This is a genomic window from Geobacillus uzenensis (genome assembly GCF_002217665.1).
Lineage (GTDB): Bacteria > Bacillota > Bacilli > Bacillales > Anoxybacillaceae > Geobacillus > Geobacillus subterraneus.
In genome coordinates this window covers 518,290-543,400 of record NZ_NEWL01000006.1, presented here as the reverse complement: position 1 = coordinate 543,400, position 25,111 = coordinate 518,290, and the positions used below count along the sequence as shown (strand labels likewise).

Here is a 25,111-nt window from a genome sequence, read left to right as displayed (position 1 = left end):
AATTGGCATCCGTCTTTCGTTCATTCCCCGCCCTGTGCAGGGGATTTTCTCATTATGCCATACATGCAGGTTTGCTCGGTAAGGAGGAAAACGATGAGCAAAAAAGTGACAGAAACGGTCGAACAGCTTGTCACGCCGATTTTGAACGAGATGGAATTGGAATTAGTAGACATTGAATATGTGAAAGAGGGAAAAAACTGGTTTTTACGCGTTTTTATTGATTCAGACGAAGGGGTCGATATTGAACAATGCGGCGTCGTCAGTGAAAAGCTGAGCGAAAAGCTCGATGAGGCTGATCCGATTCCGCACAACTATTTTTTAGAAGTCTCGTCGCCGGGGGCGGAGCGGCCGTTAAAAAATGAAAAAGATTTTGTCAAAGCGATTGGGAAAAATGTATATATCAAAACGTACGAGCCCATTGCAGGAGAAAAGCAGTTTGAAGGCGAATTAACCGCCTTTGACGGAACGACCGTCACGCTGTCGGTCAAAGACCGCGGACGGCAAAAAACGGTCGCCATTCCGTATGAAAAAGTGGCGAGCGCAAGACTAGCCGTCATTTTCTTCTAATGATAAAAGGGGGATTTTCGTTTCATGAACACGCAGTTGCTTGAGGCGTTAGCCGATCTGATGCGGGAAAAAGGCATCAGCAAAGAAGTCGTCATGGAAGCGATTGAAGCGGCGCTCGTTTCAGCGTATAAACGCAACTTCGGACAGGCGCAAAACGTGCGCGTCGATTTAAATATGGACACGGGAACGATCCGGGTGCTTGCCCGCAAAGATGTCGTTGAAGAGGTAACCGACCCGCGCCTTGAAATTTCGCTTGAGGAGGCGCAACGGCTCAACCCGAACTACCAAATCGGCGACGTCGTCGAACTCGAAGTGACGCCGCGCGATTTCGGCCGCATCGCCGCGCAGACGGCGAAACAAGTCGTTACCCAGCGCGTGCGCGAAGCGGAGCGGAGCATCATTTACGCCGAATTCGTCGACCGTGAAGAGGACATTATGACCGGCATCGTCCAGCGCATTGACCCGCGCTTTGTCTATGTCAGCCTCGGCAAAGCGGAAGCGCTCCTGCCGGCGAACGAGCAAATGCCGAACGAAACGTACAAACCGCACGATCGGCTGAAAGTCTACATTACAAAAGTGGAAAAAACGACGAAAGGGCCGCAAATTTTCGTCTCCCGCACTCATCCGGGCTTGCTGAAGCGGCTGTTTGAGCTTGAAGTGCCGGAAATTTACGACGGCACGGTTGAAATTAAATCGATCGCCCGTGAAGCCGGCGACCGCTCAAAAATTTCCGTTCATTCCGACAATCCGGAAGTCGATCCGGTTGGCGCTTGCGTCGGGCCAAAGGGGCAGCGCGTGCAGGCGATCGTCGATGAGCTGAACGGGGAAAAAATTGATATCGTCCGCTGGTCGGCCGACCCGGTCGAGTTTGTCGCCAGCGCGCTAAGCCCAGCGAAAGTGCTGCGCGTCATCGTGAATGAAGAACAAAAGGCGACGACCGTCATCGTCCCGGACTACCAGCTGTCGCTCGCCATCGGCAAGCGCGGGCAAAACGCCCGGCTGGCCGCAAAATTGACCGGCTGGAAAATCGATATTAAAAGCGAATCGGAAGCGCGGGAAATGGGCATCGACCCGCATGCGCCATCCACTTCGCTTGATTTCGGCGACGTGACGGCCGATAATGAAAATAGTGATGAGAGCGGCCAGCCATTTGATACAACGGCGGAAATCGAGTGAGGGGGAATGAAGATGGCAGCGCAAAAGAAAATTCCGTTGCGCAAATGCGTCGTCACTGGAGAAATGAAGCCGAAACGGGAAATGGTGCGCATCGTCCGTTCGAAAGAAGGGGACGTATCGATTGACCCGACCGGCAAAAAGGCGGGGCGCGGCGCGTATATTACCCTCGATCCGGAATGTATTTTGCAGGCGAAAAAGAAAAACATTTTGGCCCGCCATTTAAAAGCTGAGATCGCCGATGCGCTGTATGAGGAGCTGCTCGCTTTGGCGGAAAAGGAGAAACAGGCAGGATATGAGAAGTAGCCGCTGGGCATCGCTGTTAGGGTTGGCGCAGCGAGCCGGAAAAGTCGTTTCCGGCGAGGGGCTTGTTGTGAAGGAAGTGCAGCGGGGCAAGGCGCGGCTCGTTTTGCTCTCGGAAGACGCATCGGCCAATACGGAAAAAAAAGTGACCGATAAATGTACGTTTTATGGCGTCCCGCTTTGCAAAGTGCCGGACCGGTATACGCTCGGCGGCGCGATCGGCAAAGACGCCCGCGTCGTCGTCGCTGTCACCGACGAAGGGTTCGCGCGCCAATTGCAAACGATGCTCGACTGATTTTTATGGGGGTGAATGTATGTCAAAAATGCGTGTGTACGAATACGCGAAAAAACAGAACGTGCCAAGCAAGGACGTTATCCATAAATTGAAAGAAATGAACATTGAAGTAAACAACCATATGGCCATGCTCGAGGCTGATGTCGTCGAAAAGCTCGACCATCAGTACCGCCCGAACGCCGGGAAAAAAGAGGAGAAAAAAGCGGAAAAGAAAACGGAAAAGCCGAAGCGCCCGACGCCGGCGAAAGCCGCCGATTTTGCCGATGAGGAAATTTTTGGTGAAACGAAAGAAACGGCGAAGCCAGCGAAGAAGAAGGGAGCGGTGAAAGGAAAGGAAACGAAAAAAACAGAAGCGCAGCAGCAGGAAAAGAAGCTGTTCCAAGCGGCGAAGAAAAAAGGAAAAGGGCCGGCGAAAGGAAAAAAACAAGCCGCCTCGGCCGCGAAGCAGGCGCCGCAGCCAGTGAAAAAAGAAAAAGAGCTGCCGAAAAAAATTACGTTCGAAGGTTCGCTCACAGTGGCCGAGCTGGCGAAAAAACTTGGCCGCGAGCCGTCGGAAATCATTAAAAAGCTGTTTATGCTCGGCGTGATGGCGACGATTAACCAAGATTTAGACAAGGATGCGATCGAGCTCATCTGCTCTGATTACGGCGTTGAAGTCGAAGAAAAAGTGACGATCGATGAAACGAATTTTGAAACGATCGAAATTGTCGATGCGCCCGAAGACTTAACCGAACGGCCGCCGGTCGTCACGATTATGGGGCACGTTGACCACGGGAAAACGACGCTTCTTGATGCGATCCGCCACTCGAAAGTAACCGAGCAGGAGGCCGGCGGCATTACCCAGCATATCGGCGCTTATCAAGTAACGGTCAACGGCAAAAAAATTACGTTCCTTGATACACCGGGGCATGAAGCGTTTACGACGATGCGGGCGCGCGGCGCGCAAGTGACGGATATCGTCATTCTTGTTGTCGCTGCCGATGACGGGGTCATGCCGCAGACGGTCGAGGCGATCAACCACGCCAAAGCGGCGAACGTGCCGATTATCGTCGCCATTAACAAAATGGATAAACCGGAAGCCAACCCGGATCGCGTCATGCAAGAGTTGATGGAGTACAACCTCGTTCCGGAAGAATGGGGCGGCGATACGATTTTCTGCAAGCTGTCGGCGAAAACGAAAGACGGCATTGATCAGCTGTTGGAAATGATTTTGCTTGTCAGCGAAATGGAAGAATTAAAAGCGAACCCGAACCGACGCGCCATCGGTACGGTGATCGAAGCGAAGCTTGACAAAGGGCGAGGCCCGGTAGCGACGCTGCTCGTCCAAGCCGGCACGCTGAAAATCGGCGACCCGATCGTCGTCGGCACGACGTACGGGCGCGTGCGGGCGATGGTCAACGACAGCGGGCGGCGCGTCAAAGAAGCCGGCCCGTCAATGCCGGTCGAAATTACCGGGCTGCACGATGTGCCGCAAGCCGGCGACCGCTTTATGGTGTTTGAAGATGAGAAGAAAGCGCGGCAAATTGGAGAAGCGCGGGCGCAGCGGCAGCTGCAGGAGCAGCGGAGCGTGAAAACGCGCGTCAGCTTGGACGATTTGTTTGAGCAAATTAAACAAGGTGAAATGAAAGAGCTGAACTTGATCGTCAAAGCCGACGTCCAAGGATCGGTCGAAGCGCTTGTCGCCGCTTTGCAAAAAATCGATGTCGAAGGCGTGCGCGTAAAAATCATCCATGCGGCGGTCGGCGCCATCACCGAGTCGGATATTTTATTGGCAACGACCTCCAACGCCATCGTCATCGGCTTTAACGTCCGTCCGGACGCCAACGCGAAGCGCGCGGCCGAATCGGAAAACGTCGACATCCGCCTCCACCGCATCATTTACAACGTCATCGAAGAAATTGAAGCGGCGATGAAAGGGATGCTCGATCCGGAATACGAAGAAAAAGTGATCGGCCAGGCGGAAGTGCGGCAAACGTTCAAAGTGTCGAAAGTCGGCACGATCGCCGGGTGTTACGTCACCGACGGCAAAATCACCCGCGACAGCAAAGTGCGCCTGATCCGTCAAGGCATCGTCGTGTACGAAGGCGAAATCGACTCGCTCAAACGGTATAAAGACGATGTGCGCGAAGTGGCGCAAGGATACGAGTGCGGCGTGACCATCAAAAACTTCAACGATATTAAAGAAGGAGACGTCATCGAGGCGTACGTCATGCAGGAAGTGGCCCGGACATGATCGGCTTCGCTTCATGCGAATGCATCATCTACAACGCCCGGTCGTTAAAAGACAAGCGGGCTGTCCTTCAGCGGGTGATGACAAGAATCCGACAAAAATACAACGTTTCTGTGGCCGAGCTTGATCATCAAGACGCATGGCAGCGGGCGAAAATCGGCCTTGTTGCCATTGCGTCAAGCCGGTCGGCGGCCGAACGGGAGCTCGAGCGGGCGCTGGCCTTGATCGACTCGTTTCCCGAATTGGAGCGGGCGGCGACATCATTTGAGTGGTTGTAATCGAGGTGATGGGTGATGAACATACGGGCAACTCGCGTTGGCGAGCAAATGAAAAAAGAATTGAGCGACATTATCGGCCGCAAGCTGAAAGACCCGCGCATCGGCTTTGTCACTGTAACCGATGTGCGCGTCACCGGCGACTTGCAGCAGGCAAAAGTGTACATTAGCGTCTTCGGCGACGACGAGCAGCGGGAAAACACGCTGAAGGCGCTCGAGAAAGCCAAAGGGTTTATTCGTTCGGAAATCGGCCAGCGCATCCGCCTGCGCAAAACGCCGGAGATTTTGTTCGAAATCGATGAAACCATCGAATACGGCAGCCGCATCGAACGACTGATCCGGCAAATTTCCGACGAGGACGGCCGCGGACCGGAAGAGGCGAACGATGAACCGAACAATGGATAGACGAATCGTCTATCCATTTCCATTAGTGAGTATGACACGGGAAGGGGGCGCCGATGGACGGGGTATTGCTGCTCAATAAACCGAAGGGAATGACGTCGCACGATTGCGTGGCGAAAGTGCGCCGCCTGCTGGGCATAAAAAAGGTCGGCCATACGGGCACGCTCGATCCGAACGTGTCCGGCGTGCTGCCGATTTGTCTCGGCAAGGCGACGCGCATCGCTGAATTTTTAACCGGAGCGACAAAAACGTATGAAGGAGAAGTGACGCTCGGCGCAGCGACGACGACTGAAGACGCCGATGGCGACATCATCGCCGCCCGGCCGGTGGATCGGACGATTGCGCGGGCGGAGATCGAAGCGGTATTTCGCAGCCTTACCGGGGACATCGAACAAACGCCGCCGATGTACTCGGCGGTGAAAGTGAATGGAAAAAAACTGTATGAATATGCGCGCGCCGGCCTCGAAGTTGAACGTCCGACGCGGCGTGTAACCATTTACGAGCTTGAGCTGCTTGATGAACGCGAGCGGTTCGCCGGGGCAACGGTGTCGTTTCGCTTTCGCGTCACGTGCAGCAAGGGCACGTACGTCCGTACGCTCGCCGTCACCATCGGTGAACGGCTCGGCTACCCGGCTCATATGTCCGATCTCATCCGTACAGCGTCCGGGCCGTTTCAGCTGGCCGACTGCGTAACGCTTGAAGAGGTCGAGCGCCGGGCGGCCGATGGGACGGCCGATGCCTTGCTCATTTCGATCGAGCAAGCGCTTTTTCATTTGCCGAAATACGAAATCAATGATAAAGTAGCAGAGAAAGTAAAAAACGGGGCGCTGCTCCGTCTCCCCGCCTTTTTGCAGGAGCTTGACGGGCCGGTTGTGCTCGTGACGCCCGAGCGGGAGGCGCTGGCCCTGTACGTGAAGCATCCGGCGCGCCCCGGTGTGATGAAGCCGCTGAAAGTGTTTCGTTGACGCCGGGTGACATGCGGAAATGAAGAAGGTGGATCATTGATATGAAAACAGTATTTATTTCGCATCCACACCACTTCGAACGCCAGACGCTTCCCCCGACGGTGATGGCGCTCGGGTATTTCGACGGCATTCATCTCGGTCATCAGAAGGTGATCGCTACGGCAGTCGAGGTGGCCAAACAACGCGGGTATGAAAGTGCGGTGATGACGTTTCACCCCCATCCGTCCGTTGTGCTTGGCAAACAGCCGGAGCTTCGCTTGATCACCCCGCTTGGCAAAAAAGAGCAGCTGATCGCGGCGCTCGGGGTGGATCGGCTATATATCGTCGAATTTACGCCGGCGTTCGCCGGGCTGTTGCCGGAACAGTTTGTCGACCAATATTTGGACGGATTCCATGTGAAACATATTGTTGCCGGCTTTGATTTCACCTATGGGCGGTTCGGAAAAGGAACGATGGAGACGATGCCGCTTCATGCGCGCGGCCGCTTTGGACAGACGGTCATTCCGAAGCTGACGGTCGACGGCGAGAAAGTAAGCTCCACACGCGTGCGGCAGCTCATTGAACAAGGGGCGGTCGAACAGCTTCCCCGCCTGCTTGGCCGCTTTTATGACATCGAAGGGACGGTCGTCGCCGGGGAACGGCGCGGTCGGACGATCGGGTTTCCAACGGCGAACATCGCCTTAAACGGCGATTATTTATTGCCGGCAATCGGCGTTTATGCCGTCAAGGCGACGATCGGCGGGCAAGTATATGAGGGGGTGGCCAATATCGGCTACAAACCGACGTTCCATGAGACGCGTGAAGGGCTGCCGAGCGTCGAAGTGCATCTATTTGGGTTTGCGCGCGACATTTACGGGGAAACGGTGGCGATTGAGTGGCACCGCCGCCTGCGGGGCGAGCGGAAGTTTGCGGGCGTCGCTGAGTTGACGGCGCAAATCGCCCGCGACAAAGAAGAAGCGGAGCAGTATTTCCGCCGCTTAGACGAAAAGACTTGCATTTTGCCGGAAAAAGAGGTATTCTAATCAATGTATGCGAACCGTTGCTTGGCCAGGCGAGTCACCGACGCCCGCTCGGCAACCGGGGATTTCAAGTCAGGGAGGTGAACGAGAATGGCATTGACGCAAGAGCGCAAACGTGAAATTATCGAGCAATTTAAAGTCCATGAGAACGACACCGGTTCTCCGGAAGTGCAAATTGCGATCCTGACGGAACAAATCAACAACTTGAACGAGCATTTGCGCGTTCATAAAAAAGACCACCATTCACGGCGCGGCCTGCTGAAAATGGTCGGGAAACGCCGCAACTTATTGGCTTACTTGCGCAAGAAAGACGTGGCGCGCTACCGTGAATTGATTGGGAAACTTGGATTACGTCGATAAAAAAGCGGGAGCATTCCCGCTTTTTTGCTAGTTTATAGGCGCAGTTTGCGCCACAGCTGATACAATGGCGCCAATTCGTCTATACTAATCATCAGCGGCATCCATATTTTTATACATAGAGAGGAGTACTCGTCTATATGGAACAAGAGAAACGCGTGTTTTCCATCGATGTGGCCGGGCGTCCGCTCGTCATCGAGACCGGCGAGTTGGCGAAACAGGCGAACGGCGCGGCGCTCGTCCGCTACGGCGATACCGTTGTGCTGAGTACGGCCACCGCATCGCGGGAAGCGAAAAACGTCGACTTTTTCCCGCTGACCGTCAACTATGAGGAGCGGTTGTACGCCGTCGGGAAAATTCCGGGCGGGTTTATTAAGCGCGAAGGCCGTCCGAGCGAGAAAGCGGTTTTGGCGAGCCGGCTCATCGACCGTCCGATTCGGCCGCTGTTTGCTGAAGGATTCCGCAACGAAGTGCAAGTCGTGTCGATGGTAATGAGCGTCGATCAAGACTGCTCGCCGGAAGTGGCGGCGTTAATCGGCTCGTCAGTGGCGCTGACCATTTCCGACATTCCGTTTGAAGGGCCGATCGCCGGTGTCATCGTCGGCCGCGTTGACGGCCAGTTTGTCATCAACCCGACGGTCGAACAAATGGAAAAAAGCGATCTGCACCTCGTTGTGGCAGGCACGAAAGACGCGATCAACATGGTTGAAGCCGGCGCGGACGAAGTGCCGGAAGAAGTAATGCTGGAAGCGATCATGTTCGGCCATGAGGAAGTGAAACGGCTCATCGCTTTCCAAGAGGAAATCGCCGCCCAAGTCGGCAAAGAAAAAATGGAAATCGTCCTATACGAGCCAGACCCGCAACTGGAAGCGGAAATCCGCCAGCTTGCGGAAGCCGATATTAAAAAGGCGGTGCAAGTGCCGGAGAAACTGGCGCGCGATGCCGCGATTGAGGACGTGAAAGCCGGCGTGATCGCGAAATATGAAGCGGAAGAAGCCGATGAAGAGAAGCTGAAGCAAGTGCAGGAAATTTTGCATAAGCTCGTCAAAGAGGAAGTGCGCCGCTTAATTACGGTTGAGAAAATTCGTCCCGACGGGCGCAAAGTGGATGAAATTCGTCCGCTGTCGTCAGCGGTTGGCGTCTTGCCGCGCACGCACGGTTCCGGTCTGTTTACGCGCGGGCAAACACAAGTGTTAAGCGTCTGCACACTCGGAGCGCTCGGCGATGTGCAAATTTTAGACGGGCTCGATCTCGAAGAATCGAAACGGTTCATGCACCATTACAACTTCCCGCCGTTTTCTGTCGGTGAAACGGGGCCGATGCGCGGGCCGGGGCGGCGTGAAATCGGGCACGGGGCGCTCGGCGAGCGGGCGTTAGAGCCGGTCGTGCCGTCGGAGCGCGAGTTTCCGTATACGATCCGCCTTGTTTCCGAAGTGCTCGAATCGAACGGTTCGACGTCGCAAGCGAGCATTTGCGCGAGCACGCTGGCGATGATGGACGCCGGGGTGCCGATTAAAGCGCCAGTTGCCGGCATTGCCATGGGGCTTGTGAAAAATGAGGATCATTATACAATTTTAACAGATATTCAAGGCATTGAGGATCACCTTGGCGATATGGACTTTAAGGTCGCCGGCACGAGAAAAGGCGTCACGGCGCTGCAAATGGACATTAAAATTAAAGGACTGACGCGCGATATTTTGGAAGAAGCGCTGCAGCAGGCACGCAAAGGACGGATGGAAATTTTAGACCATATGATGCAGACGTTGAGCGAGCCGCGTAAAGAGCTGTCGAAATATGCGCCAAAAATTTTGATCATGCACATCAATCCAGATAAAATCCGTGAAGTCATCGGGCCGAGCGGCAAACAAATCAACAAAATCATCGATGAAACCGGCGTAAAAATCGATATCGAACAAGACGGCACGATTTTCATCTCGTCTGTAGATGAGGCAGCCAACCAAAAAGCGAAGCAAATTATCGAAGATATCGTCCGCGAAGTTGAAGTGGGACAAGTGTATTTAGGCAAGGTGAAACGGATCGAAAAATTCGGCGCGTTCGTTGAGCTGTTTAACGGCAAAGACGGGCTCGTCCACATTTCCGAGCTCGCTGAAGAACGGGTTGGCAAGGTCGAGGACGTCGTCTCGATCGGCGATGAAATTTTAGTGAAAGTGACGGAGATCGATAAGCAAGGGCGCGTCAACTTGTCGCGCAAAGCGGTGTTGCGCGAGCAGCGCGGCGCCGAGGATCCGCCGAAAGAGGCGCGGGAAAAACGAGGAAGACGGCCAGAGCGCCAACGCATGAAGCCTTAGGAATTTGTTTCTTAAGGCTCTTTTGTTATGTTCTAACGTGTCCCTCTGCTACATATTTGTAGTAGTAAAAAAGGAGGGGGACAAGGGTGAACAACGGTTATGCTCGCTATATGGCGTTAGCGGTCATGTTCCTCATCGCTTGGGTGGTGGTTCATTGGCCGCCGGTCGGCGACTACATCGAGAGCTGGCGCCCCGCGGAAACGACGGCTGTGAAGGAACGTGACAAGTTGTACGAAACGATCGCCAAACAGGCAAAGCAATACGAAATTCCCGCTCAAGATGCGGTTATTGATAAAGTATGGAAGGCGACGCCCGGCTATAACGGGCTCGCGGTCGATATTGACGCTTCCTATAAAAACATGAAAAAAACAGGGACGTTCGATGAGCAGAAACTCGTGTTCCGCCAAGTGCCGCCGCGCATCCATTTGGACGATTTGCCGCCGGCGCCGATTTACCGCGGCCATCCCGACAAGCCGATGGTCTCGTTTTTGATCAATGTCGCCTGGGGGGAAGAATATATCCCTGATATGCTCGAGACGTTGAAAAAGCATGATGTCAAGGCGACGTTCTTTTTGGAAGGGCGATGGGTAAAAAATCACCCGGAGATGGCAAAAATGATAGCAGACGCCGGCCATGAAATCGGCAACCATTCCTACAGCCATCCGGATTTAAAAACGCTCAGCAGCGACAACATCCGCCGCGAGCTCGAGAAAACGAACGAAGTGATCAAAGCGGCGACCGCGGTCAAATGCAAGTGGTTCGCCCCGCCAAGCGGCAGCTATCGCGACGAGGTCGTCGAAATTGCCGCTGATCTTGGCATGAAGACGATTCTATGGAGTGTCGATACAATTGATTGGCAAAAACCGTCGCCATCTGTTATAGTGAAACGGGTAACATCGAAAGTCCATCCCGGCGCCATGATTTTAATGCATCCAACGATGCCGACGGCGGCCGCGCTTGATGAGCTGATCGTTTCGATTAAGCGCCAAGGCTACGCCATCGGCAGCTTAACGGCCTTATTCGACGAGAAAAGACTGGCAAAAAAACAGGAGGAACATGGAGTTGATTAACAAATATACGTGCAAAAACGGTGTGCGAATCGTGCTGGAACAAATTCCGACCGTAAGATCGGTGGCCATCGGCGTATGGATCGGCACAGGCTCGCGCAATGAGACGGAACAAAATAATGGCATTTCCCATTTCTTAGAACACATGTTTTTTAAAGGGACGACCACACGTACGGCCCGGGACATTGCGGAAGCGTTCGACAGCATCGGCGGACAAGTGAACGCTTTTACATCCAAGGAGTATACGTGCTATTACGCGAAAGTGCTCGATGAACATGCACCGCTGGCGCTTGAGATGCTCGCTGATATGTTTTTCCACTCAACTTTCGTTGAGGATGAGCTGCAAAAAGAGCGCAACGTCGTGCTTGAGGAAATCAAAATGTATGAAGATACGCCGGATGACATCGTCCATGACTTGCTCGGCAAAGCATGCTACGCAAACCACCCGCTCGGCTACCCGATTTTAGGCACAGAAGAGACGTTGCGCACGTTTACCGGCGACACGCTGCGCCAATATATGGCCGACTATTATACGCCGGACCGCGTCGTTGTTTCGGTTGCCGGCAACGTTGATGAGCGGTTTATCGGGGAGATTGAACGCTATTTCGGCTCGTTTACGGCCGCCAATAAGCCGGCCTCCTCGGGAACGCCGTCGTTCGTGCCGCAAAAGCTCGCGCGCAAAAAAGACACCGAGCAAGCGCACGTATGCATCGGATTCAGGGGGCTGCCGATCGGCCATCCGGACGCGTACCCGCTCCTTATTTTAAACAACATTTTAGGCGGCAGCATGAGCAGCCGGCTGTTTCAAGAAGTGCGCGAACAGCGCGGATTGGCATATTCGGTCTTCTCCTACCATTCCGCCTACCAAGACAGCGGCCTGCTCGCCATTTACGCCGGCACGGGAAGCGGCCAGCTTGACGTTTTGTTTGAAACGATCCAACGGACGCTGCGCCAGCTGACAGAAGACGGCATTACGGAAAAAGAGCTCCGCAACAGCAAAGAGCAAATGAAAGGAAGCTTGATGCTCGGGCTCGAAAGCACAAACAGCCGCATGAGCCGCAACGGCAAAAACGAGCTTCTTCTCGGCCGCCATCGATCGCTTGATGAAATTATCGAAGAGATCGAAAGTGTCACGGTTGAAAAAGTGAACGAGCTGGCGCGCGCAGTTTTCGAGAAAGACTATGCCCTCGCCCTCATCAGTCCCGACGGTATGCTGCCGCAGCCGCTCCGCTCCTAGCCGCCACCGGCGCATAAAAAAGCTAACGACCTTTGTGAGGTTGTTAGCTTTTTCATTTTGTACAGCCTACTCGATCACCCTTCTTCAGGGACGTCGATCATCACCATATCGGCGCCGATTTTGCGGATATATTTCCACGGCACGCGAATTTCTTGTCCGTCTTTGCGAAACCCGAACCATTTTCCGGTCGGAATGAGCAGCGCCTCAACTTGCCCGGTTTGCTCGTTGATTTCCAAATCGGTTTGCCCGAGCACCCCGAGCCGCTCCGCCCGCCTCACATCGACGATTTCTTTGCCGCTTAATTCGCTCAGCCTCACGCTTGTTTCCCCCTCTTCGCGTCTTTATTTCTATTGTAAGGAACAAAACAGAAAAAAATGACTGCCGCCGGCCGGAAACGGAATATATTGCCCATTTTTCCCGCCAAGGATATTCACCTATATTTTCCCCCCGACATAAGATGGGAAAAGAAACGGAGCAGTTTGCCAATAAAGAAGGTGAGCGTACAACATGATGCTGACAGGGATGCATGTCGCCATTATCGGCGGCGATGCGCGGCAGCTTGAAGTCATTCGCAAACTCGTCGAACTCGATGCGAAGTTATCGCTCGTCGGTTTTGATCAGCTCGCCCACCATTTTACCGGAGCGGTGAAGCTGCCGATCGACGAAGTCGATTTGGCCGACTTGGATGCGATCATTTTGCCGGTTCACGGTACGACGTTGGACGGAAAGGTAAACAGCGTCTTTTCCCACGAGCCGATTCCGTTTACGGAAGAGATGGTGCAAAAAACAGCGAAACGGTGCACCATTTACTCCGGCATCAGCAACTCGTATTTAGACGAACTAATGAAAAAAACCGGGCGCAAATATATCCAGCTGTTTGAGCGCGACGATGTCGCCATTTACAACTCCATTCCGACCGCCGAAGGAACGATCATGATGGTCATTCAGCATACCGATTTTACGATTCACGGCTCGCACGTTGCCGTCCTCGGGTTAGGACGCGTCGGCATGACCGTTGCCCGGACGTTTGCCGCCCTAGGGGCGAAAGTGAAAGTCGGGGCGCGCCGGTCGGAGCATCTCGCGCGCATTACAGAAATGGGGCTCGTGCCGTTTCATTTGAACGATTTGGAAAAAGAAGTGCGCGATATTGACGTCTGCATTAACACCGTGCCCCATTTGATCGTGACAGCGAGCGTCATCGCCAAAATGCCGGCCCATACGCTGATCATCGATTTGGCATCAAAGCCGGGCGGCACCGACTTCCGCTACGCCGAAAAGCGCGGAGTCAAAGCGATCTTGGCGCCCGGGCTGCCGGGGGTAGTGGCGCCGAAAACGGCCGGGCAAATTATCGCCAACGTCCTTGCGCAATTGTTATATCAAGATTTACAAAAACGGGAGGAGAATAAGCGATGAGCGGAAACAGCTTAAAAGGGAAACGGATCGGCTTTGGCCTCACCGGGTCGCACTGCACGTATGACGCCGTGTTCCCGGAAATTGAAAAACTCGTCAATGAAGGGGCGGAGGTGCTGCCAATCGTCACGTACACGGTGAAGACGACAAACACCCGGTTTGGTGAAGGGGAAGAGTGGGTGAAAAAACTCGAGCAATTGACCGGGAACGAGGTGATTGACACGATCGTCAAGGCCGAACCGCTCGGGCCGAAAATTCCGCTCGATTGCATGGTCATCGCCCCGCTGACCGGCAATTCGATGAGCAAGCTGGCGAATGCCATGACCGATTCCCCGGTGCTTATGGCCGCCAAGGCGACGATGCGCAACCACCGCCCCGTCGTGCTCGGCATCTCGACAAACGATGCGCTCGGTTTAAACGGCGTCAACTTGATGCGGCTGATGGCGGCAAAAAACATTTATTTCATTCCGTTCGGCCAAGACGCGCCACACGCGAAACCGAACTCGATGGTAGCGCGCATGCCGCTTCTTCGCGATACGGTGCTCGCCGCCCTTGAGGGGAAACAGCTGCAGCCGGTCGTGATCGAGCGCTTCCGTTACAATGATTAAAGGCCATCGCGGAAAATCGGCGCCGCGCAGAAAAATTTTCTCTCGTCCACAGCGGAATGTGATAAAATAAAGACTATGAATTCACTTCTAAGAGTGACGATGTGGAAGGAGAATGGTTGATGGCTCAAAAACAATATCATGTTGCTGTCGTCGGAGCAACGGGGGCAGTCGGGCAACAAATGGTGCGGACGCTCGAAGACCGGAACTTTCCGGTCGGAACATTAACGCTGTTATCATCGGAACGTTCGGCAGGCAAAAAAATGCGTTTCCGCGGCGAGGAAATTGAGGTGCAAGCGGCGGCGCCCGAGCGTTTTGATGGGGTGGACATCGCCTTGTTCAGCGCCGGCGGGGCGGTATCGAAGGCATTGGCGCCGGAAGCGGTCCGGCGCGGAGCGATCGTCATCGACAATACGAGCGCGTTTCGGATGGATGAAAATGTGCCGCTTGTCGTCCCGGAAGTGAATGAAAGCGACTTGACGTGGCACAACGGCATTATCGCCAATCCGAACTGCTCGACGATTCAAATGGTCGTGGCGTTGGAGCCGATCCGGAAGGCGTTCGGTTTAGAGCGCGTCATCGTTTCAACGTACCAAGCTGTTTCCGGGGCTGGGGCGCAGGCTATCGAAGAGCTGCATGCGCAGACGAAGGCTGTGCTTGAAAACAAGCCGGTTGAGGCCAACATTTTGCCGGTGAAATCGGATCGGAAACATTACCCAATCGCGTTCAACGCCATCCCGCAAATCGATAAGTTCCAAGACAATGGCTTTACATTTGAAGAGATGAAAATGATTAATGAAACGAAAAAAATTATGCATATGCCTGAGCTGAGCGTCGCGGCGACGTGCGTACGCATCCCGGTGGCGAGCGGTCACTCGGAATCGGTGTACATCGAAATTGAACGAGACGGCGTCACCGCTGCCGATCTGCAGGCGGTGCTTCGCGAAGCGCCGGGCGTCGTTTTGCAAGATGACCCGAACGAGCAGCTGTATCCGATGCCGGCGGATTGCGTCGGAAAGTATGACGTCTTTGTCGGCCGCATTCGCCGCGACCTGGACAATCGCCGCGGCTTTCATCTATGGATCGTTGCTGACAACTTATTAAAAGGAGCAGCCTCCAACTCGGTGCAAATTGCAGAAAGTTTATTGAAGCTCGGGCTGATTTGAATAAGCATCGGGGTGTTAGCATGAAAATCATTGTCCAAAAGTTCGGCGGCACGTCCGTCCGCGATGAGCGCGGGCGGAACTTGGCGCGCCGCCATATTGAAAAGGCGCTTGAAGACGGCTACAAAGTCGTTGTTGTCGTCTCGGCCATGGGCCGCTATGGCGATCCATACGCGACCGATACGCTTCTTAGCCTGATCGGCGGCGCCGGCCATCATGTGACAAAGCGCGAACAAGATCTATTAATGGCGTGCGGGGAAATCATTTCAAGCGTCGTATTTAGCAACTTGCTGAACGAACACGGCATTAAGGCGACGGCGTTCACTGGCGCGCAAGCCGGATTCCGCACGAACGGCGACCATACGAATGCGAAAATTCTCGAAATGCGCTGCGACCGGCTGCTTGAGGCGCTCGAGCAATACGATGTCATCGTCGTCGCCGGCTTTCAAGGGGTGGCAGAAAACGGCGACATCACGACGCTTGGCCGCGGCGGAAGCGATACATCAGCAGCGGCGCTCGGTGCTGCTTTAAACGCCGAGTGGGTCGATATTTTCACCGATGTCGACGGCGTCATGACCGCCGACCCGCGCATCGTCGAAAGCGCCCGGCCGCTGGAAGTCGTCACTTACACGGAAATTTGCAATATGGCGTACCAAGGAGCGAAAGTCATTCATCCGCGCGCAGTGGAAATCGCCATGCAAGCGAAAGTGCCGTTGCGCGTCCGTTCGACATATTCCGATGCGCCCGGAACGCTTGTCACTTCATCGGTTCGCGGTCAAAAAGGAAGCGATGTGAAAGAGCGGCTCGTCACCGGTATTACGTATGTCGCCGACGTCACACAAATCAAAGTGCTGGCGAAAGAGGGGCACTATGAGCTGCAGTCTGATGTGTTCCAAGCGATGGCCCACGAAGGGATCAGCGTCGACTTTATCAACATTTCGCCATACGGTGTCGTTTACACAGTAAGCGGCGACATGACGGAAAAAGCGATTGCCGCTTTGCGCCGCGTCGGTTATGAGCCGGCGGTGACGCCCCGCTGCGCCAAAGTGTCGGTTGTCGGCGCCGGCATTGCCGGCGTGCCGGGGGTGACGGCAAAAATTGTCACTGCTTTATCGGAGCAAGGCATTCAAATTTTGCAATCGGCTGACAGCCATACGACGATTTGGGTGCTAGTGAGGCAGGACGATATGGAAAAAGCGGTTAACGCCCTGCACGACGCCTTTTGTCTGTCCGAGGCGGAGGCGGGTGGATACGAAGCGATTTGGAACGAGGAGTGAAAACAGTGGTTCAGTTCGGAAACATCGTAACGGCGATGGTAACACCGTTTGACCAGAAAGGAAACCTTGATTTAGTGAAAACGACGGAGCTTGTCAACTATTTGCTCGACAATGGCACCGATGCGCTCGTTGTCGCCGGCACGACCGGCGAATCGCCGACTTTAACGGCGGAGGAAAAAGTCGCGTTGTTCCGACACGTCGTTTCTGTCGTCAATGGCCGTGCGTTGGTCATTGCCGGGACGGGAACGAACGATACGCGCGCGTCGATTGAGCTGACGAAGCGGGCGGAAGAAGCGGGCGTTGATGCCGTCATGCTCGTTGCACCGTATTACAACAAACCAAACCAGGAAGGGCTGTACCAGCATTTTAAAGCGATCGCCGAAAGCACGCCGCTGCCGGTCATGCTGTATAACGTCCCGGGACGCACGTCAGTCAATCTCGCCCCTGAGACCGTCATCCGGCTTGCGGCGATTCCAAACATCGTCGCCGTCAAAGAGGCGGGCGGCAACTTGGAGGCGATGGCGGAAATCATTGAGCGGACCCCCGACGATTTCTTGTTGTATAGCGGTGATGACAGCTTGACGCTTCCGGTATTGGCGATCGGCGGCGCCGGCGTCGTCTCGGTCGCTTCGCACATTATCGGCAACGAAATGCAGCAAATGATCCGCGTTTTCCAAGCGGGCGATCACAAGGGAGCGGCGGCGCTGCACCGGAAATGGCTGCCTCTCATGAAAGGGCTGTTTGCGGCGCCAAGCCCGGTGCCGGTGAAAACCGCGCTGCAATTGCGCGGATTGGATGTCGGCCCGGTGCGCCTTCCGCTCGTTCCGCTCACTGAGCAAGAACGGAACGAACTCAGCCGTTTGCTCAGCGCTTTGTCATAACATCAACACCGACGCATCCCCAACGCTGCTGTCTGCGCGTTGGGGCGTTTTTTTCTTCGCCGCAAAATCGTCTCCCTGCTTAGGAACAATCTTGTGTTTTTCAGCGCCGATTCGTTATAATAAAAGCAAGTGACTTTGAGCGGGTTAGCATCATGATTGGGAGGACGCAGCCTTGAAATCAAACATAAAGCCGGTAGAGAAAATACGTATTTTTGCCCTTGGGGGAGTCGGAGAAATCGGCAAAAACATGTATGTTGTCGAACTGGACGAGGACATTTTCGTCCTCGACGCCGGGGTCATGTATCCGGAAGATGAAATGCTTGGCATCGACAAAGTGATTCCGGATATTACCTATTTAATTGAACGGCAGCATCGCATCCGGGCGATCTTTCTCACCCACGGGCATGAGGAACATATGGGGGCGATCGCCTACGTGCTCAAGCAGCTGTCCGCGCCGGTATACGGCACGAAGCTGACGCTCGGTTTGGTGGAAGCCATTTTAAAAGAGCAAGGTGTCACGAACGCCAACCTGAACGAAATTCACCCCGACGCCGAACTGTCGTTTGACAAGGCGAAAGTGACGTTTTTCCGCACGATTCACAGCATCCCCGATTCTGTCGGCATCAGCTTGCATACATCGCAAGGGGCGATTGTGTACACGAGCGATTTTAAATTTGACCAAACACCGTACGGCAACAACCGCGCTGACTTGGGGAAAATGGCGCAAATCGGCGAGCAAGGGGTGCTATGTTTGCTGTCGGACAGCACGAACGCTGAGCGCCCCGGATACAGCGGCTCCGATGCCGCTGTCGCCCATGAGATCGCCGATGTGATCGGTCATGCGAAGGGGCGGGTGTTTGTCGCCTGCTATGCCTCGAACATTACGCGCATCCAGCAAGTGCTTTATGCTGCCCATCGATACGGGCGCAAAGTGGCGGTGATCGGCAAAACGCTGCATAAAGTGATGGACATTGCCGTCCGCCTCGGCTATTTGCATCTTCCGGATAAGGTGACGATTTCCGCTCATGACCTCGACCGCTATGGCGATCAAGAGCTCGTCATTTTGACAACCGGCGGGCACGGAGAGCCGATGAGCGCGCTTTGGCGCATGGCGCGGCAGGCGAACAAGCAAGTGAACATCAAGGAAGGGGATACCGTCATCGTCGCCGCTTCCGTCATGCCGGGCTACGAGCTCGGATTCGCCAAAACGATTGACGCCCTGTACCGCGCCGGGGCGAACGTCATTTACCGCGACCGGCAAGTGCACGTGTCCGGGCACGGTTGCCAAGAAGAATTAAAGTTGATGCTCAATTTAATGAAGCCGAAATATTTCATTCCGGTGCACGGGGAGTATCGGATGCAAAAGGCGCACGCTCGCCTGGCGAAAGCGGTCGGCATCTCGGAAGAGCGGACATTTTTGCTCGATAAAGGCGAAGTGATCGAATTCCGCGGCGGCACCGCCCGCCCTGGCGGCAAAGTGCCGTACGGCAACATTTTAATCGACGGCCTTGGCATCGGCGACGTCGGCAACATCGTGTTGCGCGACCGGCGCCTATTGTCGCAGGACGGCATTTTGATCGCGGTCGTCACGCTCAACAAAGAAGCGAAAACGATTGCGGCCGGCCCGGAAATCATTTCGCGCGGCTTCGTGTACATGCGCGAGTCCGAAACGCTGCTTGAGGAAGCGGAACAAATGGTGGCGGCGATCATCAAGCGCTGCCTTGAGTCGTACATGCTTGAATGGTCGTCATTAAAGGCAAACATTCGCGAAGCGCTAAGCCAGTTTTTATTTGAGAAGACAAAGCGAAAACCGATGATTTTGCCCATTATTATGGAAGTATAATGCAATCATGCTCAAAGTCCACAGGGGAAATGCTGGAAACGGTCAGCCGTTGCCGGCATTTTTCTTTTTCCTTTCGGCCATACTAAACGTATGACCAACAGAAAGGAGAAGAAATGGATGGAGAAGGAGCGTTACTTCCAGGAAGAGACGGAAGAAAAAGCAGAAACGAAAACGGAAGAAGCGACCGCAGCCATTACCCAGCTTGGGCAAACGAACATCCCGCAAATGGAGCCGGATACGAACATCCACTGTTTGACGATCGTCGGCCAAATCGAAGGCCATATTCAGCTGCCGCCGCAAAACAAGGCGACGAAATATGAACATGTCATTCCACAAATCGTCGCCATTGAGCAAAATCCGAAAATCGAAGGGCTGCTCGTCATTTTAAACACGGTCGGCGGCGATGTCGAGGCCGGGCTCGCCATCGCGGAAATGCTCGCTTCGCTCTCGAAACCGACCGTTTCTGTCGTGCTTGGCGGCGGCCATTCGATCGGCGTGCCGATCGCCGTGTCGTGCAGCTATTCGTTCATCACCGAGACGGCGACGATGACGATTCATCCGGTCCGTTTAACCGGGCTTGTCATCGGCGTGCCGCAAACGTTTGAGTATCTGGATAAAATGCAAGAGCGCGTCGTCCGTTTTGTGACGAAGCATTCCAAGATTAGCGAAGAAAAATTTAAAGAGCTCATGTTTTCAAAAGGAAATTTAACGCGTGATATCGGCACGAACGTTGTTGGTCCTGACGCCGTCCGATACGGACTGATCGATGAAGTCGGCGGCGTGTCGCAGGCGATGGCGAAGCTGCGGCAATTGATCGAGATGAAAAAAGGCGGCGAAGGGAAGATGATCCAATGATTTTATATACCATCATGCCCGAACACTTGCTGTTCCCGGTCGATGCGGCCGTCTATGAAAAGCAAAAAAGGGTGTATTACGACGGCATTCCGTTTCTTGTCCAAATTACGGAAACGGGTGAATATGAAATTGTGCAAAATTTAAGCACAAACCCGTACCACTTTTTAAACGCCAACTATGCACCCGGGGCGCGGTTTCCGATTTCCGCGGCAACATCGTAATGAATTGTTCGGCCGTTCATGATATAATAATAGGGAAACAGAAAAAAGCAGCCATTGTTGGCTGCTTTTTTCCGGCTTGCCAATTCATTCATGCTGGAGTGAGCAATTATGGCGAAACGAAAGCGACAAAAAAAGGGAAAGCCGCCAAAGAAGCAGCCGTGGACGGAGGCGATTCGCTTTGAACTGATCGGCCTTGGGCTGCTGGCCGTTGCCGTCGTGGCGATGGCCCGCCTCGGGCTCGTCGGAGAAACGCTTGTGCTGATCAGCCGCTTTTTTTTCGGCGAATGGTACATGCTATTAGTAGGCGGTTTATTCATTTTATCGTTCATCCTAATGTGGAAACGGGAGTGGCCGTCATGGGCGAGCCGCCCGTTTGTCGGCGCTTCGGTCATCGCGGCGGCGCTCTTGCTGTTAAGCCATGGGAAGCTGTTTGAACTCATGTCGCGGCGCGGTGAACTTGACCCAAGCGTCATTCGCACAACATGGACGCTGTTTTGGAACGAGGCGAACGGCAAGGCGGCCGCTGTCGATTTAGGCGGCGGGATGGTCGGCGCGTTGTTGTTTGCCGCCAGCTACCAGCTATTTGATGCGCTTGGGACGAAATGGATTTGTTTTCTTTTGTTCGTCGTCGGCTTTATCGTGCTGACCGGAAAATCGCTGCGCGAAACGGCCGGCAGACTCGTCGTCTTGGCGGCGGCCTTTATACGCCAAGAATGGCTGGCGTTTGTCAGGGATTTGAAGCAATGGCTGGCAGGACGAAAACGACGGACGAATGCCGGACGAAACCGGCGTTCGCGGCGGGCGGCCGCCCGGCTGGAAGATGAGCTGACCGAAGCCGGTGCCGCTGAACTGGAGGACGAGCTCCTTTCCCCACCGCCGATCATATCCGATTTTGCCGCCGTCCGGTCGACGGCCGAACTCGAGGAAGAGAAGCAGCCGCCGGCTGAAGGCGGCGATGACGGGAACGGGGACGCACCAGCACCTCCGCTGGCGTTTTCCGAGCATGAAAACACGAACTATGATTTGCCGCCGCTTGAGCTTCTCCGCTTGCCGAAACCGGCTGGGCAATCGGCTGACCATGCCAACATTTACGCCAATGCGCGCAAGTTGGAGAAAACGTTCCAAAGCTTTGGCGTCAAAGCGAAAGTGACGCAAGTGCATCTCGGCCCGGCGGTGACGAAATACGAAGTCTACCCGGACGTCGGGGTGAAAGTGAGCAAAATCGTCAGCTTAAGCGACGATCTGGCGCTCGCCCTGGCGGCGAAAGACATTCGCATTGAAGCGCCGATTCCCGGCAAGTCGGCGATCGGCATTGAAGTGCCGAATGAAGAAATCGCCACTGTGTCGCTGCGCGAAGTGCTTGAGGCCGTCGAGCATACACGGCCCGAGGCGAAGCTCTTAATCCCGCTGGGGCGCGACATTTCCGGGGAAGTCGTTGCCGCTGAATTGAACAAAATGCCGCACTTATTGATCGCCGGCGCCACCGGCAGCGGCAAAAGCGTCTGCATTAACGGCATGATCGTCAGCCTGCTCATGCGCACGAAGCCGCATGAAGTCAAGCTGATGATGATCGACCCGAAAATGGTCGAGTTAAGCGTGTATAACGGCATTCCCCATTTGTTGACACCGGTTGTCACCGATGCGAAAAAAGCAGCCCAGGCGCTGAAAAAAGTCGTCCAAGAAATGGAGCGGCGCTATGAGCTGTTTTCCCATACCGGCACGCGCAACATTGAAGGGTATAACGAACATATCCGCCAACAGAACGAAACGGTGCCGGAACAGCAGCCGCTCCTGCCGTACATCGTCGTCATCATCGACGAGCTCGCTGATTTAATGATGGTGGCGTCGTCGGATGTCGAAGAAGCGATCACGCGCTTGGCGCAAATGGCGCGCGCCGCCGGCATCCATTTAATCATCGCCACCCAGCGCCCGTCTGTCGACGTCATTACCGGCGTCATTAAGGCGAACATCCCGTCGCGCATCGCCTTTAGCGTTTCATCGCAGATCGATTCGCGCACCATTTTGGATATGGGCGGGGCGGAGAAACTGCTCGGCCGCGGCGACATGCTGTTTTTGCCGATGGGGGCCTCAAAGCCGGTGCGCGTCCAAGGGGCGTTTGTATCCGACCAAGAGGTGGAGGAAGTCGTTCAGTTTGTCATCGGCCAGCAGCAGGCACAATACTATGAGGAAATGATCGTCCAAGAGGGGGAGGCGGGCTCCCCGGCACTCGAAGATGATCTGTACGAGGAAGCGGTCCGCCTTGTCGTCGAAATGCAAAGCGCCTCTGTTTCGATGCTGCAGCGCCGCTTCCGCATCGGCTACAACCGCGCCGCCCGGCTCATCGACGCCATGGAGGAACGCGGCGTCGTCGGCCCGTATGAGGGGAGCAAGCCGCGCGCCGTGCTTTGGTCAAAAGAAGATTTAAAAAAGACGTCATAAACGGAGAAGCAGGCAGGCTCATTTCACCTGCCTGCCAAACGGTATATCATATTGGAAGCGTTGCCAATCCTGTTTCTTTTTTTTCGACAAAAATTGATTGACCCTATTTATTTGACCGGTAAAAAATGATATAGTAATCTCAAAAAGGTTATATGTCTAATGTCAGAGGTCTGATCTCAGGGGAAATGCAGAACGTGGAGGACGTTGTCATGTCAATCAAATCAGACAGCCGCCATCTTTACCTGCAAGTCATCGACCGGATTAAACACGATATTGAAACCGGAGTATACAAAGAACGGCAAAAGTTGCCGTCTGAGTTTGAGCTCGCCAAGCAGCTCGGGGTCAGCCGAGCGACGCTGCGGGAGGCGCTTCGGGTGCTTGAGGAGGAAAACATCATCATCCGCCGCCATGGCGTCGGAACGTTTGTCAATGCCCGTCCGCTGTTTACGTCCGGCATTGAGCAGCTCACAAGCGTCACCGACATGATCCGCCAAGCCGGGCGCAAGCCGGGGACGATTTTTTTGTCTTCCTCCATTCAGCAGCCGACGGAAGACGATATGCGCCGCTTTCAATGCCGCCCGGACGATGAGATTTTGCTGATCGAGCGGGTGCGCACCGCCGATGGAGAGCCGGTCGTCTATTGCCTTGATAAAATTTTGTGCAAATATTTGCCGAAAGGCATTTCGTATGAGCATGAGTCGCTGTTTGAAAACTTGCACAATCAGGCGCACCGCGATATTGCCTATGCCATCGCGCGCATTGAGCCGCTCGGCTATCACGAAAAAGTGTCGCCGATTTTGCAATGTGACCCGGAAACGGCCTTGCTCGTGCTCAAACAAATGCATTTCGATAAAAACGATGAGCCGATTTTTTACTCAACGAACTATTTCCGCTCCGACAAGTTCAGCTTCCACGTCATGCGGAAACGATTCGGTTTTTAAGGGGGTGAAATCGGTACATAGAAAGAGAGCGGAAGTTTCATACTAATTAGGAACAAATTTTTCAAGTAGGGGGTAACGGATGATGAAAAAGCGATTCGGATGGGCGCTCTCCGTTTTGTTCGCTGCCGGTACGCTGCTTTCTGCCTGCGGCGGCCAAGGAGGCGACAATGCAGGGGGCAATAAGGAAGATACGTTCAGCGTTGCTATGGTCACGGACGTAGGCGGCGTTGACGACAGATCGTTCAACCAGTCAGCTTGGGAAGGGCTGCAAAAGTTCGGCAAAGACAACGGCCTTGAGAAAGGGCGCGGCGGCTATGACTACTTGCAGTCCGCCAGCGATGCCGACTATGTGACAAACTTAAACAAACTCGTGCGCAGCGATTTTGATTTGATTTACGGCATCGGCTATTTGATGGGCGATGCGGTGAAAGAAGTCGCCGAGCAAAATCCGAAAAAACATTTTGCCATTGTTGATACGGTCGTTGATGCGCCGAATGTTGCCAGCATCACGTTTAAAGAGCACGAAGGGTCGTTTCTTGTCGGTGTTGTTGCCGGATTGATGACGAAAACGAATAAAATTGGCTTTGTCGGCGGGATGGAAATTCCGTTGATTGAGAAGTTCGAAAGCGGATTCCGGGCCGGCGTGAAAGCGGTCAACCCGAAAGCGACTGTCAAAGTGCAATATGCCGGTGCCTTCGACCAAGCGGATAAAGGGAAAGCGATCGCCTCGAGCATGTACGCGTCCGGCATTGATATTATCTATCACGCGGCCGGTGGGACTGGAAACGGTGTCTTCTCGGAAGCGAAAGATTTGAAGAAGAAAGATCCGAACCGCGAAATTTGGGTCATTGGCGTTGATAAAGACCAAGCTCCGGAAGGCGAAGTGAAAATCGGCGACAAAACGTACAACGTGACGCTCACCTCGATGGTGAAACGGGTCGATGTGGCCGTTTATGACGTTGCCAAACGGGCGCAAGCAGGCGACTTCCCAGGCGGCCAAACGATTGAGTACGGCTTGCCAGAAAACGGGGTCGGCATTGCTCCGACGCAAGACAACATCCCGGACAATGTGCTAAAGGCGGTTGACGAATGGAAGGAAAAAATCGTTAACGGTGAAGTGAAAGTGCCGACGAACCGGAAAGAATACGAACAATTTGCCGCAACGGTGAAATAAGGAAAGTGGAAAAAGGCTAGTGCGTGCCGCTAGCCTTTTTCAAAATCACGAAATGAAGGGCGGCCTATATATAGGGAGCGATTTGTTCCGCAACGATACGATC

At 54.3% G+C, this 25,111-nt stretch carries 25 protein-coding genes; 24 read left to right on the top strand and 1 reads right to left on the bottom strand.

Annotated features, from left to right (window positions below):
* The first annotated feature begins 93 nt into the window (after positions 1 to 93).
* From rimP to B9L21_RS10080, 13 genes are all read left to right on the top strand, one after another.
* On the top strand, positions 94 to 567 hold the full coding sequence (gene rimP / locus B9L21_RS10140; RefSeq protein ID WP_063166262.1) for a ribosome maturation factor RimP: 474 nt from the start codon (positions 94 to 96) through the stop codon (positions 565 to 567).
* A 24-nt stretch (positions 568 to 591) separates the two neighbouring features.
* Positions 592 to 1,743, top strand: a complete 1,152-nt coding sequence (nusA, locus tag B9L21_RS10135; RefSeq protein ID WP_063166261.1) for a transcription termination factor NusA — start codon at positions 592 to 594, stop codon at positions 1,741 to 1,743.
* Positions 1,744 to 1,755: 12 nt separating this feature from the next.
* Positions 1,756 to 2,046 (top strand): RNase P modulator RnpM, encoded by a 291-nt coding sequence (rnpM, locus tag B9L21_RS10130; RefSeq protein WP_063166260.1) that lies wholly within the window; start codon positions 1,756 to 1,758, stop codon positions 2,044 to 2,046.
* A complete protein-coding gene (locus tag B9L21_RS10125; protein WP_063166259.1) occupies positions 2,036 to 2,338 on the top strand; it encodes a YlxQ family RNA-binding protein in 303 nt (100 codons plus the stop codon). Before rnpM ends, B9L21_RS10125 begins: the two co-directional genes overlap by 11 nt.
* 19 nt (positions 2,339 to 2,357) lie before the next feature.
* Positions 2,358 to 4,571 (top strand): translation initiation factor IF-2, encoded by a 2,214-nt coding sequence (infB, locus tag B9L21_RS10120; protein WP_063166258.1) that lies wholly within the window; start codon positions 2,358 to 2,360, stop codon positions 4,569 to 4,571.
* Positions 4,568 to 4,846 (top strand): DUF503 domain-containing protein, encoded by a 279-nt coding sequence (locus tag B9L21_RS10115; protein ID WP_063166257.1) that lies wholly within the window; start codon positions 4,568 to 4,570, stop codon positions 4,844 to 4,846. Before infB ends, B9L21_RS10115 begins: the two co-directional genes overlap by 4 nt.
* A 15-nt stretch (positions 4,847 to 4,861) precedes the next feature.
* Positions 4,862 to 5,248, top strand: a complete 387-nt coding sequence (gene rbfA / locus B9L21_RS10110) for a 30S ribosome-binding factor RbfA (protein WP_063166256.1) — start codon at positions 4,862 to 4,864, stop codon at positions 5,246 to 5,248.
* A 53-nt stretch (positions 5,249 to 5,301) separates the two neighbouring features.
* Positions 5,302 to 6,210: a tRNA pseudouridine(55) synthase TruB gene (gene truB / locus B9L21_RS10105; RefSeq protein ID WP_063166255.1), complete on the top strand. Its 909-nt coding sequence runs from the start codon at positions 5,302 to 5,304 to the stop codon at positions 6,208 to 6,210.
* 41 nt (positions 6,211 to 6,251) lie between these two features.
* Entirely contained in the window at positions 6,252 to 7,232 is a 981-nt protein-coding gene (gene ribF, locus B9L21_RS10100) for a bifunctional riboflavin kinase/FAD synthetase (RefSeq protein WP_020959392.1), read from the top strand.
* 87 nt (positions 7,233 to 7,319) lie between these two features.
* Positions 7,320 to 7,589, top strand: coding sequence for a 30S ribosomal protein S15 (gene rpsO / locus B9L21_RS10095; RefSeq protein WP_020959393.1), 270 nt, complete (start codon positions 7,320 to 7,322; stop codon positions 7,587 to 7,589).
* 137 nt (positions 7,590 to 7,726) lie between these two features.
* On the top strand, positions 7,727 to 9,895 hold the full coding sequence (gene pnp / locus B9L21_RS10090; RefSeq protein WP_063166254.1) for a polyribonucleotide nucleotidyltransferase: 2,169 nt from the start codon (positions 7,727 to 7,729) through the stop codon (positions 9,893 to 9,895).
* Between the two features lie 86 nt (positions 9,896 to 9,981).
* Entirely contained in the window at positions 9,982 to 10,965 is a 984-nt protein-coding gene (locus B9L21_RS10085) for a polysaccharide deacetylase family protein (protein ID WP_020959395.1), read from the top strand.
* Positions 10,952 to 12,199, top strand: coding sequence for a M16 family metallopeptidase (locus B9L21_RS10080; protein ID WP_020959396.1), 1,248 nt, complete (start codon positions 10,952 to 10,954; stop codon positions 12,197 to 12,199). The genes B9L21_RS10085 and B9L21_RS10080 overlap by 14 nt, the downstream gene beginning before the upstream one ends.
* Positions 12,200 to 12,273: 74 nt before the next feature.
* On the opposite strand, the gene B9L21_RS10075 is transcribed toward B9L21_RS10080, so the two are convergent.
* On the bottom strand, positions 12,274 to 12,516 hold the full coding sequence (locus B9L21_RS10075; RefSeq protein ID WP_020959397.1) for a YlmC/YmxH family sporulation protein: 243 nt from the start codon (positions 12,514 to 12,516) through the stop codon (positions 12,274 to 12,276).
* 190 nt (positions 12,517 to 12,706) lie between these two features.
* On the opposite strand from B9L21_RS10075, the gene dpaA reads away from it, so the two are divergent.
* The 11 genes from dpaA to B9L21_RS10010 all read left to right on the top strand — a co-directional run bounded on the left by dpaA (position 12,707) and on the right by B9L21_RS10010 (position 25,008).
* Positions 12,707 to 13,612, top strand: a complete 906-nt coding sequence (gene dpaA / locus B9L21_RS10065; protein WP_020959398.1) for a dipicolinic acid synthetase subunit A — start codon at positions 12,707 to 12,709, stop codon at positions 13,610 to 13,612.
* Positions 13,609 to 14,217: a dipicolinate synthase subunit B gene (locus tag B9L21_RS10060; protein ID WP_020959399.1), complete on the top strand. Its 609-nt coding sequence runs from the start codon at positions 13,609 to 13,611 to the stop codon at positions 14,215 to 14,217. Before dpaA ends, B9L21_RS10060 begins: the two co-directional genes overlap by 4 nt.
* A 119-nt stretch (positions 14,218 to 14,336) precedes the next feature.
* Positions 14,337 to 15,380, top strand: coding sequence for an aspartate-semialdehyde dehydrogenase (asd, locus tag B9L21_RS10055; RefSeq protein ID WP_063166253.1), 1,044 nt, complete (start codon positions 14,337 to 14,339; stop codon positions 15,378 to 15,380).
* 20 nt (positions 15,381 to 15,400) lie between these two features.
* The gene (gene dapG, locus B9L21_RS10050; RefSeq protein ID WP_063166252.1) at positions 15,401 to 16,654 is read left to right on the top strand and encodes an aspartate kinase; all 1,254 of its coding nucleotides are present in this window, start codon (positions 15,401 to 15,403) and stop codon (positions 16,652 to 16,654) included.
* Between the two features lie 5 nt (positions 16,655 to 16,659).
* Positions 16,660 to 17,535, top strand: a complete 876-nt coding sequence (gene dapA, locus B9L21_RS10045) for a 4-hydroxy-tetrahydrodipicolinate synthase (RefSeq protein WP_063166251.1) — start codon at positions 16,660 to 16,662, stop codon at positions 17,533 to 17,535.
* A 172-nt stretch (positions 17,536 to 17,707) separates the two neighbouring features.
* Positions 17,708 to 19,378 (top strand): ribonuclease J, encoded by a 1,671-nt coding sequence (locus B9L21_RS10040; RefSeq protein WP_063166250.1) that lies wholly within the window; start codon positions 17,708 to 17,710, stop codon positions 19,376 to 19,378.
* A gap of 117 nt (positions 19,379 to 19,495) precedes the next feature.
* On the top strand, positions 19,496 to 20,233 hold the full coding sequence (locus B9L21_RS10035) for a ClpP family protease (protein ID WP_063166249.1): 738 nt from the start codon (positions 19,496 to 19,498) through the stop codon (positions 20,231 to 20,233).
* Positions 20,230 to 20,454, top strand: a complete 225-nt coding sequence (locus tag B9L21_RS10030) for a YlzJ-like family protein (protein WP_063166248.1) — start codon at positions 20,230 to 20,232, stop codon at positions 20,452 to 20,454. Before B9L21_RS10035 ends, B9L21_RS10030 begins: the two co-directional genes overlap by 4 nt.
* Before the next feature lie 108 nt (positions 20,455 to 20,562).
* Positions 20,563 to 22,893, top strand: coding sequence for an FtsK/SpoIIIE family DNA translocase (locus B9L21_RS10020; RefSeq protein ID WP_063166247.1), 2,331 nt, complete (start codon positions 20,563 to 20,565; stop codon positions 22,891 to 22,893).
* A 209-nt stretch (positions 22,894 to 23,102) separates the two neighbouring features.
* A complete protein-coding gene (locus tag B9L21_RS10015) occupies positions 23,103 to 23,834 on the top strand; it encodes a GntR family transcriptional regulator (protein ID WP_063166246.1) in 732 nt (243 codons plus the stop codon).
* An 82-nt stretch (positions 23,835 to 23,916) separates the two neighbouring features.
* Positions 23,917 to 25,008 (top strand): BMP family lipoprotein, encoded by a 1,092-nt coding sequence (locus tag B9L21_RS10010; RefSeq protein ID WP_063167377.1) that lies wholly within the window; start codon positions 23,917 to 23,919, stop codon positions 25,006 to 25,008.
* Positions 25,009 to 25,111: the final 103 nt, after the last annotated feature.